Origin of the sequence: Methylovulum miyakonense HT12, from assembly GCF_000384075.1 — a bacterium.
GTDB classification, from domain to species: Bacteria; Pseudomonadota; Gammaproteobacteria; order Methylococcales; family Methylomonadaceae; genus Methylovulum; species Methylovulum miyakonense.
Genome location: NZ_KB913025.1, coordinates 2,795,004 through 2,809,387 on the forward strand (window position 1 = coordinate 2,795,004; position 14,384 = coordinate 2,809,387).

At 49.4% G+C, this 14,384-nt stretch carries 14 protein-coding genes; 9 read left to right on the plus strand and 5 right to left on the minus strand.

Translation table 11 applies throughout. The features are described from left to right. Positions 1 to 31: 31 nt before the first annotated feature. Positions 32 to 1,321, minus strand: a complete 1,290-nt coding sequence (gene mtaB, locus METMI_RS0113920) for a tRNA (N(6)-L-threonylcarbamoyladenosine(37)-C(2))-methylthiotransferase MtaB (RefSeq protein ID WP_019866904.1) — start codon at positions 1,319 to 1,321, stop codon at positions 32 to 34. Between the two features lie 94 nt (positions 1,322 to 1,415). On the opposite strand from mtaB, the gene METMI_RS0113925 reads away from it, so the two are divergent. Then, positions 1,416 to 1,865, plus strand: a complete 450-nt coding sequence (locus tag METMI_RS0113925; RefSeq protein ID WP_019866905.1) for a DciA family protein — start codon at positions 1,416 to 1,418, stop codon at positions 1,863 to 1,865. Positions 1,866 to 1,924: 59 nt separating this feature from the next. On the opposite strand, the gene METMI_RS0113930 is transcribed toward METMI_RS0113925, so the two are convergent. The 3 genes from METMI_RS0113930 to METMI_RS0113940 all read right to left on the minus strand — a co-directional run bounded on the left by METMI_RS0113930 (position 1,925) and on the right by METMI_RS0113940 (position 4,698). Then, complete coding sequence (locus METMI_RS0113930) at positions 1,925 to 3,238, minus strand: S41 family peptidase (protein WP_019866906.1); 1,314 nt, start codon at positions 3,236 to 3,238, stop codon at positions 1,925 to 1,927. Between the two features lie 82 nt (positions 3,239 to 3,320). Continuing rightward, positions 3,321 to 4,505 carry a murein hydrolase activator EnvC family protein gene (locus METMI_RS0113935; RefSeq protein ID WP_019866907.1) on the minus strand — a complete coding sequence of 395 codons (1,185 nt, stop codon included), beginning with the start codon at positions 4,503 to 4,505 and terminating at the stop codon, positions 3,321 to 3,323. A 7-nt stretch (positions 4,506 to 4,512) separates the two neighbouring features. After that, positions 4,513 to 4,698 (minus strand): hypothetical protein, encoded by a 186-nt coding sequence (locus tag METMI_RS0113940; RefSeq protein ID WP_156829859.1) that lies wholly within the window; start codon positions 4,696 to 4,698, stop codon positions 4,513 to 4,515. Between the two features lie 321 nt (positions 4,699 to 5,019). On the opposite strand from METMI_RS0113940, the gene METMI_RS0113945 reads away from it, so the two are divergent. From METMI_RS0113945 to METMI_RS26280, 8 genes are all read left to right on the plus strand, one after another. Next, positions 5,020 to 5,334, plus strand: coding sequence for an ArsR/SmtB family transcription factor (locus METMI_RS0113945; RefSeq protein ID WP_019866909.1), 315 nt, complete (start codon positions 5,020 to 5,022; stop codon positions 5,332 to 5,334). A 53-nt stretch (positions 5,335 to 5,387) separates the two neighbouring features. Continuing rightward, positions 5,388 to 5,834, plus strand: coding sequence for a rhodanese-like domain-containing protein (locus METMI_RS0113950; RefSeq protein WP_019866910.1), 447 nt, complete (start codon positions 5,388 to 5,390; stop codon positions 5,832 to 5,834). A gap of 36 nt (positions 5,835 to 5,870) precedes the next feature. After that, positions 5,871 to 6,338, plus strand: a complete 468-nt coding sequence (secB, locus tag METMI_RS0113955) for a protein-export chaperone SecB (RefSeq protein WP_019866911.1) — start codon at positions 5,871 to 5,873, stop codon at positions 6,336 to 6,338. Positions 6,339 to 6,343: 5 nt separating this feature from the next. Beyond that, the gene (locus METMI_RS24115; protein WP_019866912.1) at positions 6,344 to 7,375 is read left to right on the plus strand and encodes an NAD(P)H-dependent glycerol-3-phosphate dehydrogenase; all 1,032 of its coding nucleotides are present in this window, start codon (positions 6,344 to 6,346) and stop codon (positions 7,373 to 7,375) included. Positions 7,376 to 7,945: 570 nt separating this feature from the next. Then, positions 7,946 to 8,272 (plus strand): hypothetical protein, encoded by a 327-nt coding sequence (locus METMI_RS24120; RefSeq protein ID WP_019866914.1) that lies wholly within the window; start codon positions 7,946 to 7,948, stop codon positions 8,270 to 8,272. 183 nt (positions 8,273 to 8,455) lie between these two features. Continuing rightward, entirely contained in the window at positions 8,456 to 9,916 is a 1,461-nt protein-coding gene (locus METMI_RS0113975) for a sensor histidine kinase (RefSeq protein ID WP_019866915.1), read from the plus strand. Further along, positions 9,909 to 11,297 carry a sigma-54-dependent transcriptional regulator gene (locus tag METMI_RS0113980; protein ID WP_019866916.1) on the plus strand — a complete coding sequence of 463 codons (1,389 nt, stop codon included), beginning with the start codon at positions 9,909 to 9,911 and terminating at the stop codon, positions 11,295 to 11,297. Before METMI_RS0113975 ends, METMI_RS0113980 begins: the two co-directional genes overlap by 8 nt. Before the next feature lie 61 nt (positions 11,298 to 11,358). After that, positions 11,359 to 12,527, plus strand: a protein-coding gene (locus tag METMI_RS26280) for an IS630 family transposase (RefSeq protein WP_198007991.1) whose coding sequence is annotated in 2 segments (ribosomal slippage) — positions 11,359 to 11,821 and positions 11,821 to 12,527 — 1,170 coding nt in all. Because the reading frame shifts where the segments join, the coding sequence is not laid out codon by codon here. A 303-nt stretch (positions 12,528 to 12,830) separates the two neighbouring features. Here the strand turns inward: METMI_RS26280 and METMI_RS25540 are convergent. Continuing rightward, complete coding sequence (locus METMI_RS25540; RefSeq protein ID WP_019866919.1) at positions 12,831 to 14,237, minus strand: C13 family peptidase; 1,407 nt, start codon at positions 14,235 to 14,237, stop codon at positions 12,831 to 12,833. Positions 14,238 to 14,384 lie beyond the last annotated feature (147 nt).

A 14,384-nucleotide genomic window follows, 5' to 3' on the forward strand; every position in this document is an offset into this window, starting at 1 on the left:
TAAAGTGATCGTGGTTTCAGTCAAATTTGTGTTATGGCGCCAAATCGGCCGATAGGCAATGTTCAGCCAATGCCGTGATTTTGGCATTGCGGGTTTGGTTTTCTAAAGATTCGCCGTTGTTGATGACGCACCCTACACGAAGATAATTGGGCGTATATCCAAATACTCGTTGCTTGCCTTCCCCATAGGGCTCGCTGTAGGCTTCCCATAATACCGGAAAAACCTGCCCCAAATTAGCCTTGGCAAATTGTTGTTTCATTGAGTTTGCCAGTTCATGAAGTTGCTGGCTACGCTGTTTTTTGACTTCGTTAGCGATTTGGTTAGGTAAACTGGCCGCTTTAGTGCCTTCCCGTTTCGAATAAGTGAAAATATGGATATGCCCGAACCCAACCCGCTTGATAAAAGCGAGGCTCTCTTGCCATTCCTGTTCGGTTTCTCCCGGGAAACCGACGATGATGTCGGTGGTGATATTGAAGTGCGGGATTTTTGCGCGTAATTGTTGGACGATCCCGGCAAATTCTTCGGTTTTGCAGCGCCGCGCCATACGCCGTAAGACGCTGTCGGAACCGCTTTGCAAGGGCAAGTGCAGGTGCGGCATGATGCGGGGATTCTGGAACAGTTCGAAAAAACCCTCGGTAAATTCCCAAGGTTCCAATGAGCCTAAGCGCAACCTAGGGATGGCCGTCCGGGCCATGATGGCTTGCACCAAAGCCACCAAATTAAGCCCTAAATCACTGCCATAACCGCCTAAATGGACGCCTGTCAGAATGACCTCGGTAATGCCTTGGGCGTACAGCGCATTGATTTCATCGACTACGGCCTGCACTGTGCGGCTGGATTCTTCCCCCCTGGCGACGGTGACGATACAAAACGTGCACCGGTAACGGCAGCCATCCTGGACTTTGACAAAGGCGCGTTGCCGGCCACGGGTGAACAGGGAGATTTCGCCCGGTTCGGTGGACATGGCGGGCATGGTGCCCATGTCCAATTCGTCCAGGGCCTTTTCCACCAGTTGGCCTTTGTCCTGGTTGCTGACCACCAGATCAACGCCCATTAATGCGGCGGCTTCGTCAGGGTTCAAGGTCGCATAACAGCCGCTGACCACGAGTTTTGCCTGGGGGTTGTCGCGGTGGATACGGCGGATCAGATTGCGGGATTTACGCGCGGCGTCTTGGGTTACGGCGCATGAATTGATGACCACCAGATTGGCGGCTTCGGCTTGGCGGGTGATTTGATGGCCTGATTTTTGGAAGGCCTGCGCCCAGGTTTCCAGTTCCGCTTCGTTCAGGCGGCAGCCCAGGGTCTTAAGATGTACTAACATGAATTATTAAAAGCTGATAAACAATAAAAGCGGCGAAATGGTTATGGTTGGCCGGACGGTGGTTATAATAGGTGCAAACTAGCCTGAGTATTTTATGCCAAAAAAGCCTTTCCATATTCCGCTGGCTTTCCAAAACCGGATCCTCGGTTTTTTCCATAGCCAAATTGAACAGCAAAAGCGGATTTTGCAGCATGTCCGTCGCGGGTTGCCTGAAAATCTGGCAAAACATGCCTGCCATTGTCTGATCAGCGGGAATTCCCTGGTGGTCTATACCGATTCGGCGATGTGGGCTTCGCAATTGCGTTTTTATACCCAGGCCATGCTGGCGAATATTGAGCCGCTAACACGTGGGGGCGTACAAAAAGTGCAGATAAAAATCATGACCGTGAACACTGGGGCGGTTTCACAACCTGTGTTTAAAGCCAAGATCCCCTCGGCCGCGACCCTGGATATGATGCAGAAACAAAGCCTCAGCATTCGTGACGGGGAATTGCGGTTGGCGTTGCAGCGGTTGAATTCAACGTTAAAAAAGCTTGCCGGTTAAGGTTGGCAAATAACGGTAACCGGAAGCCAGAAGCTCCCGGTTATGAAGGGCATGAAAGCTTATCGGGTTTTCATGATGCTGATGCCTTTTAATAAATTCAAGGCTTCGGAGAGCGCATAATCTTTCACGTCCAAATCCTCTTTCTCTTTATTATCAGGTAGGCCTGCCCCATTGGTTTTACCTTTGTTATTTTGTAGATGCCCGGACAAATCCGCTTCTTTCACGGGCGTGAATTCTGACTTATCGAGCGTTTCCAATTTCACCCTGGCCAATGATATGTCTGGCTCGATGCCTTCAGCTTGGATGGAGCGTCCGGATGGCGTGAAATAGCGCGCGGTCGTCAGTTTGATGGCGGCCCCGTTGGTTGTCGGTAAAATGGTTTGCACGGAACCTTTGCCGAAAGACTTTTCGCCCATGATGATTGCGCGCTTTTGGTCTTGCAAGGCTCCGGCGACAATCTCGGAGGCCGATGCCGAGCCCGAGTTAATCAGGACGACGATGGGGGCGCCATCAATCAAATCATCCGGGGCGGCGTTAAAGCGCATTTCCGAGTTCTCAATACGGCCTTCGGTATAGACAATCAGGCCATTGGTCAAAAAGGCGTCACTGACTTTTACGGCCGCATCTAAGACGCCGCCAGGATTGTTCCTCAAGTCCAGCACTAAGCCTTTCAAATTGCCGCCGTTGTCTTTTTTCAGGGCAGTAATTGATTCGGCAAGGTTGTCGCCGGTGCCGGATTGGAAACTGCTGATACGCACATAGCCGTAGCCTTTTTCCAATATTTTGTTTTTGACGCTTTTGACTTTGATGATGTCGCGGGCGATATTAAATTTGAGCGGCGCTTCCGCCCCTTCACGCACCACCGTCAGGAGGATCTTGCTGCCGGGTTCACCCCGCATGGTTTTGACGGCATCAGCCAAGCTCATCCCTTTTACGGGTTTGTCGTCCAGTTTGACAATCAGGTCACCGGCTTTTAAACCCGCTTTTTGCGCCGGGGTGTCGTCGATAGGGGAAACCACTTTGATGAAACCGTTTTCCATGGTGACTTCTATGCCCAAGCCGCCAAATTGGCCGGTGGTGCCTTCTTTCAATTCCTGGTATTCATCGGCGACCAGATAGGCGGAGTGGGGGTCTAACCCGCTTAACATGCCGCGGATCGCATCTTCGAGCAGTTTTTTGTCCGATACGGGTTCGACATAATCACGTTTGATGCGCCCGAAAATTTCGGTGAAAGTCCGTAAATCTTCAAAAGGTAAAGTATCCGATACCGGTTCAAGGCCTTCTTTATCTGCAAAGACACTGCCACAGTTACCTACAACAACACCCAATATGATGCCTAGCGACAAGATAAATACATTTTTCTTTTTTAGCATGTGTCTTAAAACTCCAAATCCTCTATTGGTCTACACTCATTAATTTGAGCGATAATTTTGATACTCTTTTTAACGCGGTGGTTTAATCGCTGCGGCACCATTGCAATGGACTAACGGGGACAGCTTTCTTACGTATGCCGAAAAACAAGCCGGGGCGGCTGCGCCCGCCACTTTGCCCGACGGTAGCGATGACGTCGCCGGCTTTTACCGTGTCATTCACCTGTTTGTCCAGGCTTTGGTTAAAAGCATACAAGCTCATATAGCCATCACCGTGATCAATGATGATCAGGTACCCGTAGCTGCGCATCCAATCGGCAAAAGTCACTTTGCCGCCCGCGACCGCATGGACTTCAACCCCTTCTTTTGCTTCAATCAACACACCGTTTTGTGCATTTTCGGTTTGCGTATCGCTGAAATTCCGTACCAGTTTGCCTTGTACCGGCCAGCGCAACTTCCCTTTTAAGCTATCAAAACTGCCTTGCAAATCGTTAAATTCATTGCGGGGAGGTTCCTGCCCGTCCGGCGCGGGCGTTTCAACAGGTGCGGCATTGGCGCTAATGCCTAGTTCCTGGGGCAAATTGGCAATTAGGTTTCTCAGTTTATTTTCGCTTTCGGATAAATAACGCTGCTGTTCTTCATAAGAAGTGGCTAGGGTGTCCGCCAACAATGCGTTACGTTGTTTCCTGACTTCGTTAAGGGCGGTTTGTTGCAATTTTTTTTCCTTAAGGTCCTGCTCAAGCAACTCCGTTTCGGTTTGGCGTTGTTTATCCAGCTGTTCCAAGTCTTGGATAGACTGCTCCAATTGCCTGATCTTTGCCAAACGCGCTTTATTGATATAGCTGTAATATATCATCATCCGGCTAGATAAGGCTGGATCTTGCTGGTTAAGGAGCAATTTCAACTCTTCCTGTTGCCCCATTTGGTAGGCGGCTTTAACTTGGCCTGCCAATTCCTTCCTTTCTTTTGCTATCATCCTTTGGTTGGCAAGAATATCAAGCTCTATCCTATCTATGTTCCGGCGCTTGTTTTCAATTTGCCGGAGCAATGACCGTAATAGGGATGCGGTTTCCCCATAACGTTTTTCAACGTCTGCCAATAATTGCTCTAAATTGTCCTGGGGCAGGGTAGGAGAGGTATCCTGGCTGCTTGGCTGGATACTGTCCTGATCGTCACTGGCCTCATGAACTGGGTCAGCCCATTGGTCAATGGCTTGCGCATTGTGTAGCCAAGCCCCGAACAATAAAGAAAAAAAAAGCGTCTTTTCCATTCTCCGGTCAGGCGGCTTTAAGCAAGGGTTCGCCCGTCATTTCAACGGTTTGTCCGGCACCTAAAAAGGCTGGCTGTGGTGTTGCCAATAGCTGTTGCGGGGCATGGCGGACACCACCGTTGGCATCCGTCATGACGGTGGCATTATTTTTCTGTTCAGGGGATTGGCCAAGCCTATCAAGGATCTTTAACACTAAAGGCTCCGGTCGATTTAACATGCTTTATTTATCTCAGGACATAAAAAAATAAAATCGGCTAACCCATGGACAATGCCTGCTTAACTTGCCTGTTGGCATTATCAGTTACCCAAAATGTAAAAAAGTAAGGTATCATTTTGCAAAATTTGCAGCTATTGTAATCCATTGGGCTGCGAAACTTGACAAAATAACAACTGCTCGATGTTTGTTATATTAATACACGTTGCTTGCTATTGGTTAATAATTCTGTACCAATGATCAATCAATGATTTCTTGGTTTTTATAAGGAATCATAACCCTTCGACATTAAATACTTGTATGGACGCTAAAATAGAAGACATTTTATACGATGAAAATGACATAGCCAAAGCGGCACGGTGTCTAAAAGCGATGTCCCATCCGTTAAGGCTAAAGATATTGTGCCTTTTGGGGAAGAATTCAATTAGTGTGCAAGATATCGTTGAGCAAGTTGGCACGAGCCAAAGCAATATTTCACAACATTTGTCAATACTCAGGGAAAAGAACATCCTGGGTTCAAAAAAAGAGGCCAACCGCGTTTATTACTACATTGATGATGAGCGTATGATATTGCTAATTGAAATGATGCGGGATGTATTTTGTTCTAAACATTGATCTGAGCCCCATTTACCACACTTAAACAATCCACCTAAAAACCACGAAACCTCATGGACCGTTATATAGAATTTGCCTTAAACCATTATATATTATCGCTTGCCCTAATTATCGTAACTTATTTGTTAGTACAAGATTTCTTCGAGTCCGCCTTTAAAAAATTCACGGTGATCTCCCCTTTGCTGGCGGTCAACAAGATGAATAATGAGGACACTGTCATTATTGATGTGCGTGAGCCTTTGGAGTTTACGGAAAGCCACATTGAAAATGCCATGAACACGCCTTTAAGCAAGCTGCCGGAACAATTGGCCAGCCTCGAAACTTACAAGAAAACCCCGATATTGATAGCCTGCCAAACCGGAACCCGTTCTGCGACCGCAGGCAAGCTTTTGACTAAAGCTGGCTTTGAACAAGTGTTTGTGATCACTGGCGGCATGGCCGCATGGGAAGGCGATTACAAGCTGCCTGTAAAAATTAGCAAAAACAAAAAGAAAGCCTAGCAACCCTATTTTTTCACCCACCAAACCACCTTAATTATGGCCGAAGACAATAACACCTTAGAAAAACAGTTCTCCATCCAAAAAATTTACACAAAAGACTTGTCTTTTGAAACCCCCAATACCCCTGCTGTTTTTACCGCAAAATGGGAACCTGCCGTTGATTTTAATCTGGCGACCAATGTTTCTACGCTGGAACAAAACCTTTTTGAGGTTACCCTTAAGGTCACTATCACGGTCAAATGCGCTGACGTGACCGCTTATTTGGTTGAAGTTAACCAGGCCGGAATTTTTGCCCTGGGCGGTTTCAGCGATCAGGAAATGGGGCCGATGATGGGTAGTTTTTGCCCTAACATCCTTTTCCCTTATGCTCGTGAAGCCATTTCAGACCTCGTTACCCGTGGCGGTTTCCCGCAATTGCTGTTAGCCCCGGTAAATTTTGATGCCTTATACGCCCAACATTTACAGCAGTTGCAACAAGCACCTGGCACAGGCACTATCAACTAAGCTTAATGGATAAACGTATAGCCATCCTGGGTGCGGGATCCTGGGGAACCGCACTGGCTATTCTAGCCGCTAGAAATGGTTGCGAAACCTTGTTATGGGGGCATAATGCCGCACATATGGCGGCATTAGCCCATGACAGGCAAAACCAACGCTACTTGCCTGGCCAACGTTTCCCTGAGCCGCTTGCCGTAACTTCGCAATTAACTGATGCCGCCAATTTCAGTAATGTACTGATGGTCTGCGTCCCCAGCCACGCGTTCAAAACCACGCTGCTTAAAATAAAACCTTATCTGCCCGATAACGTAAAAATCGCTTGGGCAACTAAAGGCTTTAATGCCGATAACGGTTCGCTGTTGCATGAAACCGTTGCCGAAGTTTTTTCCCGTGCCACGCCTGCCGCCATTATTTCAGGCCCTTCGTTTGCCAGTGAAGTTGCGGCAGACTTGCCTACAGCCATCACCATAGCCTCTTTTCAAGCGGATTTTGCCAACCAACTTGCTGATATTTTCCATAGCGGCCGCTTCCGCACTTACACCAGTTCCGATTTGATTGGTGTGGAAGTCGGTGGCGCGGTAAAAAATGTCTTGGCAATCGCAGCAGGCATCGCTGACGGTTTGGGCTTTGGCGCGAATACCCGGGCCGCTTTGATTACCCGGGGTCTTACGGAAATCATGCGCTTAGGGATTGAATTGGGCGGCAGGCAAGAAACGCTGATGGGCTTGGCCGGGCTAGGTGATCTGGTGCTGACCTGTACTGATGACCAGTCCAGAAATAGGCGTTTTGGGTTGGCGTTAGGAAAAGGCAAAAGCATAGCGCGTGCTTTCGGGGAAATAGGTCAGGAAATCGAAGGTTTCTCCGCCGCCAAACAAACGTATTTGCTGGCAAAAAAATACGCAATTGATATGCCGATCACCGAACAAACTTACAAGGTGCTCTACGAAGGCCTTGACCCGCTCATTGCCGTACAAAACTTATTGTCCCGTGAAGTGAAACCAGAAACGACGATGGTGTGGGAACGGCCATCGGTGGCGCTTTAATGGCCTACATCGACCTTATGTAGGTACAGGCCATTCCGGTTTTTTCCTTAGCCGTTGCGTAGGGATATGCCCGGTGTGCCCGATTTCATCAGCTGGGGGGCTTTTGCCCATCCAGATAGGTAAGGCCTTTATGAGGTTCCCTGCCATCACCCATGCCCTTTTGGACCAATCCTAGAGCCTTTCCAGGTGGCGCCAACGCCAAAACTAGGCCCGGCCACTTCACCGGGCCAAAATATAAAATCCAGAGGAATGCCGGGCATGTGATGCCAGGCTGTTGGGCTCAAGGCTTAGATAAGCAGGTGGCGATGGTGGTTGGTTTAAGGGATAGCCGTTGGCTCCCCGCTCGAGACACTTGCCGGACGATTTTCTGGGCTATGCCGATGTATGGCAGCGGCTTTAACCGCGCCACTTAATCATAGTCTTAATCAATTAACATCATAAAAACAATCAATTTTATTTATAGGTAATTCGCTCGTATAGTTATTACCAAGCCGGACGACAAGCCTTTGGGGCGATTCGCAAATACCCAAAGGCACGGCTTGACCAATAACTATAATTAGGAGAATTATCATGAAAACCAAGATAAAAATGACCGCTGCCGTCATCGCGGTCATGGCTATTGCCACCATGGCAACCGCAAACGCTGATACCCAGGCTTCCGGCACTTTGATTTACGACAACAGTGCGGCAGTTTACACCATCCATAATGCGCCCAATCCGATTGCGGCGCGGACAATTGCGAATGCCGAGATTATTTACGTGAACACTGGCTACGGGCCCGCCATATATAGCTACCCTGGCAATGTGCCGCACCAATCCCATGAGGTGGTGATTGAATACGTTGACCAAGCTTATGGGCCTGCGATATACAGCTACCCTAGCTACCGTGTTAAATGAGCATGGCTTACGCCCCGAAGCCGCTATAGGCTTAAGGGCACGTTACGGAACGGGTAACAAACCCGTTCCGGCCGCCATAACTTTGAAAATGTTAAAGGTTACAGGCGGCGGCTTACTAAACAAGTTGTTGTGCATATGCCCGTATCCCCAAACTTTCTTCCAACCGTTGTCCAGGAAAATCCAATGAAACCGATTTTGTCGCGCCCGGCTAAAGTCCGTGCGATGCTGTTCTTGGGGCTTTTGTTTATGGCCATCGGGATTCTTGGCGGAACGATTTGGCGTAATTTCCATCATTTTGAAAGCGTCTTGTCCTATGTGGATTATTCCCACCGCATCCAAAAAATATCAGTTGGCCTGCACCAGTCGATCATCGGTTATTTAATCGAAAACAATGATAACCTACAGCCAGTTGCCTTATCGAAAACCTTGGAGGAAATGGAAGAGCTGATGGAAGATAAGCGCTACTTGTCGGATATCACGAAAGCCAATCTGGCTGAATTGCGGACTATGCTTAAAGGGGTTGCCGAACTTGACCAACAGGAAAAGAACGGGCGCCTGTCAAAAGCCTTAAAGATTATGGACGAAACTTTGGAATACGAAGCCTTGCAACGGGAAAAATCCTTGGAAGACATCAATTTCAATACCCAAAATGAATTGTATATCGCCCTGGCGACATTCACACTGATTTTGGTGGGGGCGATCGGTTTTTTGTATTCGCGCATCCTCCATCCTCTGAATGACTTGAGCAAATTATTGGAACGCTTGACGGAAGAAAACTTCACCCCGATCACGACGGCCCATCTTGACCCCTTGTTGTTGCCAGTGTTTAACAGCTATAACGTGATGGTCATACATTTGGCGGAACTGGAAGAAGCCAAGCGTTTGTATGCCCAGTCCCTACAGCATGAAGTCAGGCTGGCGACCCAAGCCCTGTTGGAGCAGCAATACAGTTTGGCACGCGCCGAACGTTTGGCCGCTATCGGTGAAGTTGCCGCCGAATTGGCCCATGAAATACGCAATCCCTTGGCGGGCATCCAAATGGCCTTTAACAACTTGCGGCGGGAAATTGACGACCAGCAGCAAGGCGAGCGCATCGACCTGATCAATTCGGAATTGAAACGTCTTGCGGTGTTGCTGAGCGATATGCTCAACCAAAGCAAACACACCCCGGAAATCGCCAGTTATTTTGATATGTCGGCATTGATCCGCGACCTGACGGCTTTAACGCGTTACCAAATCCCCGAATGCATCCAACTGGAAATCAATACCCCTGAGGTGTTGAACGTCCATTTGCCGGAAAGCGAAACCCGCCAGATGTTGTTAAATTTGTTGTTAAATGCGGCAGACGCCTTGGATAACCAACCGGGGTTTATACGTATAAATGTTTATATAGGTAACCGGGGCAGGGGCTTGGGTATTGATGTGATAGACAATGGCCCGGGATTCAACCAAGACATGCTGGATTACGGTATCCGCCCGTTCCGCACCAGCCGCCAGCGCGGCACGGGTTTGGGGCTGGCGATGGTGCAACGCTTTGTGAAAAATCTGGAGGGCACGATTAAACTGCGCAACCAACGGCCGCATGGGGCTTGCGTCACTGTATTACTACCTGACATTTGTATTGCTGGAGAACATGATGATTGAAACCTTGCTTATCATTGAAGATGAAAAATTACTGGGCTCGGAATTGTCGCGCCACTATCGCCAATTAGGCTGGGATGTGGCATTAGTCAGCACCATACGCGAAGCTAAAGCACTATTGATGCAAAAAAACCTCGAACCGTTGTTGATCCTGTCGGATATGAATTTGCCCGATGGCAACGCGCTTGATTTCATGGAAACGGTTAAGAAACATGCCGGCTATGCCGAATGGCTGTTTTTGACGGGCTATGGCAGCGTACCGGATTCTGTCCGCGCCTTGCGCTTGGGGGCTTATGATTTCCTGGAAAAACCCTGCGATTTGGAACGCCTTGACTTAGTGGTTGCCAGCGCCGCACGCAGCGCGTCCATACAACGCCGAGTTGTTGACCAGACCCGGCAAGGTTACCGTAAATATTCCCCGGACGCTTATGTGGGGCATAGCCAACAGGCAAATGGCATCCGCCAGATGTTAGGCAAACTGAACCAAGTGCCGTTCAGCGCCTTGATCATTGGCGGCGAAAGCGGCACCGGCAAAGGCTTGGCGGCGCGTATCCTCCATTACGGCGGTTCACGGGCGCAGCAACCGATGATAGAGGTCAATTGCGCCGCCTTGCCACGGGAATTGTTGGAATCGGAACTGTTCGGCCACGAGCCTGGCGCATTCACTGGCGCGTCTGGCCGTCATCGTGGCCTGTTGGAACAAGCCGATGGCGGCACCTTGTTTATGGATGAAATCGGCGAAATGCCCTTGGACTTGCAGGCCAAGCTATTGAAAGTCATCGAAGACCACAAAGTCCGGCGATTAGGCGGGGAGAAAGAAATCAGCGTTGATGTCCAGATCGTTGCCGCCAGTAACCGCGACTTGGAACAAATGTCCCAAGACGGCGGCTTCCGCAGCGATTTATACCACCGCTTGAGCGTGTTCCGGATCATTTTGCCGCCATTACGGGAAGCGGTCGAAGACCTGGATGAATTGGTGCCGATTTTTGTCGCCGAGTACAATGCCAAGGCGGGCAAACAGGTGAGGGATATTCCTGATGAGGTTTGGCGGAAATTAAAGGCCTATCATTGGCCTGGCAACGTCAGGGAGTTGCGTAATGTCATCGAACGTTGCGTGTTGTTCGCCGATGGCCCGGTGTTCCCCGGCCAATGGCTGCAATTGCCCGGCCAGCCAACTAGCAAACCCATCAACAATGTGTCTGGGGACTCGTTGAATTTGCCTTTAGACGGCAGTATGGCCTTGGACGACATGGAGCGGTTTATCATCAAAACCGTATTGGAACGGGTGGACAATAACCTGACGGCCGCCGCCAGGGCCTTAGGCGCAACCCGTGAAACCTTGCGTTATCGGGTAAGGAAGTACAATTTGAAAATGGTTGATTAATGTGCCGGGAATGGTCTAGTACTCAGTCATTATTGTTATGTCGAGTTACGGCCCCCATATGATGAGTTTATTCATTACCCCATGGAACTGGCAATTGGCGAAAAAATACATTGTACGACTGACAGAAGAAGAACGTACTGATTTGGAAAGTTTGATTCATAAAGGCAAAGTGGCTGCCCATAAAAGGCTTCACGCAGAAATCCTGCTCAAGACAGATAGTAGTGAATGGGGCGACCCGTGGCTGGATAGTCAAATCAGTGAAGCCTTTGGCATTTCCACACGCACCGTTGAACGAGTCCGGGAACGATGGGTTCAAGAAGGCTTGGAGTCCGCCTTAAACCGGGCTAAACCGATCCGGGTTAAAAGCCGTGTCATTGACGGCGAAAAGGAAGCGCATCTGCTCGCGTTAGCCTGTGGTGATGCCCCTGATGGACGCAGTCGCTGGACACTGAGATTGCTTGGGCAGCACATGGTTGAACTGGGCCATGTGGAAAGCGTATCCCACGAAACTATCCGGCAAACACTAAAAAAAATGAGTTGAAACCTTGGCAGAATAAAGAATGGTGTATCCCGGCTAAAGAGAATGCGGAATTTGTCTGCGCTATGGAAGATGTACTGGCTGTTTACAAACGCTCGTATGATGACACTCATCCGCTGGTTTGTATGGACGAAAGCAGCAAGCAACACATTAAGGAAACACGTCAGCCGATACCGGCAAAACCAGGCACCGTCGAAAAGTATGACACGGAGTATGAACGTAATGGGGTGAGTAATCTGTTCCTATTTTTTGAACCGTTAGAGGGGAAACGGCATGTGGTGGTAACGGATCAACGGACGGCGGTGGATTGGGCGCATCAAATCCGCAACCTGGCTGATGTCGAGTACCCTCGTGCTGAGCGCATCACACTGGTTATGGATAATTTGAACACCCACACGGGAGCATCGCTGTATAAGGCGTTCGCCCCTGAGGAAGCGCGAAGAATTCTGGATAAATTGGAAATCCACTACACGCCCAAACATGGCAGTTGGTTAAATATGGCGGAAATAGAATTGAGCATCTTGTCCCGCCAATGTCTGGATCGGCGCATTCCGGACCAAGAAACATTAAGGATGGAAATCGCAGCTTGGCAAGAACAAAGAAATGCTATTGCTCAGCCTATGGAATGGCGATTTACCAGTGAAGATGCCCGGGTAAAATTGAAAAAACTTTACCCGACAATAAAAAAATGACTGAGTACTAGTGCTCAATCATTGATTTTTTGTCGGGTCAGTCTAAACCCGTAGGGGCGGACGGTTGTCCGCCTTTTTTATGGCCTGTGCCAACATCCGGAGCGATCAGGCGAGCAACCGCTCGCCCCTACGAAAATAATACTGATAATTCAACATTGACTGAGCACTAGGGCCAATGCGGTTGGCTTCCGGCACAAGTGCTGGCCAGGAAGACAAAGCCAGTTGCCCGCTTCGGCCCAGCCCAGCCCGGCGATGGCCGAAGCCAACCGCTTGTGGGGCTAGGCCGGCAAACGTTTCAAAAAGTTAACAAACCCCGTTGTTGGCATCGGGCTTACATTGCCGGGGCCGGATCCCTTCGCTTAGGCTATCCAGTTTTGTCCTTATCGCCTTGCCCACCCATAATTGTGGCAACGAAGGGGTAAGGTCTGCGCTCTTCTCACGTTGTTCAATAGCGGTGCGGGCTTGTTCCAAGGCTGAAATGATGGAGTGTTCATGGGGGAGCTGGTCTTTAAACACCGCTTCGCCAAAATAAGTAAATTCCGATTTTGTGCCGCAACCAAAAGAGGTTTTGTCGGCTGCGGCGGCGGTCGCAACCAAGGTTTGGTCGTTTGTCAAAGCCCCGATAAAACCGCCCGAGTAACACGCCGAGATGAGGATAACCCGCCATTTGATGCCTGCGTCATCCAGCATTGTGCGCAATTTTTCGGGGGTGATGCCGTTCAAGGCCAACGGCCAAAATGAAACCGACAATTCGTGGTCTTCCGAGCCGTGGCTGGTCAAATAGACCATCAGCACGTCTTCGTTTTTATCCATCAACTTACCGATGTATTTCAGCGTAGCGGCGAGATTGGTTCCGTTAGCCAGCGGCACAGTGTCGCGCGTGGACAAGTGGTTGACCAGGTTGATGGAATGGCCTAGGGTATCGAAACGGACATCCAGCACACCTTTGGCGAACGTCACTTCCTTGGAAAAAACATCCTCACCCGCATAACTGGCAAAACCAACAAAAAACAAATCGCTGTGGTGTTCGCGTTGTGGTTTCAAGGTGTGCAAGGCGGTGGCGAGAATTTCCGGCTGGCGGTACATCAGTTGTTCCGCGTCCATAGCCCGATACTCGGCCAACATGTCTTGTTCTTCCTGTCCGCCTTGATCGGAGGGGTACCAAAATTTTTGCGAATCCCCGAAGTAGTGATATTCCAAGCCGCTGCTAATAATGATCGCCAGCAGCGTGATTGCGGAGGGCGCTTTCAACCGGCCCAGGGCGAGATAGAGCGCCCGGCCTAAAGCGGCCAAGCTGTATAGCGCAACCAGCAGCCCCCACCAATAATCGTGTGGCCCGGGCCCGTCAACATTACGTTGCAAAGAGTAATCCCAATAGATAAGCGCGTTTAAGAAAGGCGTTAGGCTTAGGGTCATCACGCCCATCGCCAAAAATATCCCCGGATTTTTCCAGAGCTTGGAAATGATGAACACTAATAGGAAAAACACCAACTGCCCGAAGCTGTAAGTTGGCAACGCATAAAGGTCAAAAACAGGTTCCGGCAACGCCACCAAAAATTCGAAGGCAATGTCCGAACATAAATCGAGCATCAATAGCACAACGAGTTGGTCGCTGTTGATGGCAAATTGGTTTGCCCCGCAAGGCCGGAAAAATACCAAACGCAAACCCATCAGCAGGTTTGTTTTGGTATCGTTGAAGAGTTTACCCATGTTGGTTCCCGTAATGTTTGCTTTGGATCATGTCAGGTTGGGAAGTATAGTGAAAATCAACGCATTCCTACCTAATTTTTCATGAGAGTAGTGGCGTTTACGCCAAAGGTGAAGAGGTTTTGGTGCCGGTGGGTTTGACTAACCCCC

Excerpts from the sequence above, each read along its gene's own strand:
- mtaB (WP_019866904.1), bottom strand. The coding sequence starts at position 1,321 with ATGTTAGTACATCTTAAGACCCTGGGCTGCCGCCTGAACGAAGCGGAA.
- METMI_RS0113925 (WP_019866905.1), top strand. The coding sequence starts at position 1,416 with ATGCCAAAAAAGCCTTTCCATATTCCGCTGGCTTTCCAAAACCGGATC.
- METMI_RS0113930 (WP_019866906.1), bottom strand. The coding sequence starts at position 3,238 with ATGCTAAAAAAGAAAAATGTATTTATCTTGTCGCTAGGCATCATATTG.
- METMI_RS0113935 (WP_019866907.1), bottom strand. The coding sequence starts at position 4,505 with ATGGAAAAGACGCTTTTTTTTTCTTTATTGTTCGGGGCTTGGCTACAC.
- METMI_RS0113945 (WP_019866909.1), top strand. The coding sequence starts at position 5,020 with ATGGACGCTAAAATAGAAGACATTTTATACGATGAAAATGACATAGCC.
- METMI_RS0113950 (WP_019866910.1), top strand. The coding sequence starts at position 5,388 with ATGGACCGTTATATAGAATTTGCCTTAAACCATTATATATTATCGCTT.
- secB (WP_019866911.1), top strand. The coding sequence starts at position 5,871 with ATGGCCGAAGACAATAACACCTTAGAAAAACAGTTCTCCATCCAAAAA.
- METMI_RS24115 (WP_019866912.1), top strand. The coding sequence starts at position 6,344 with ATGGATAAACGTATAGCCATCCTGGGTGCGGGATCCTGGGGAACCGCA.
- METMI_RS24120 (WP_019866914.1), top strand. The coding sequence starts at position 7,946 with ATGAAAACCAAGATAAAAATGACCGCTGCCGTCATCGCGGTCATGGCT.
- METMI_RS0113975 (WP_019866915.1), top strand. The coding sequence starts at position 8,456 with ATGAAACCGATTTTGTCGCGCCCGGCTAAAGTCCGTGCGATGCTGTTC.
- METMI_RS0113980 (WP_019866916.1), top strand. The coding sequence starts at position 9,909 with ATGATTGAAACCTTGCTTATCATTGAAGATGAAAAATTACTGGGCTCG.
- METMI_RS25540 (WP_019866919.1), bottom strand. The coding sequence starts at position 14,237 with ATGGGTAAACTCTTCAACGATACCAAAACAAACCTGCTGATGGGTTTG.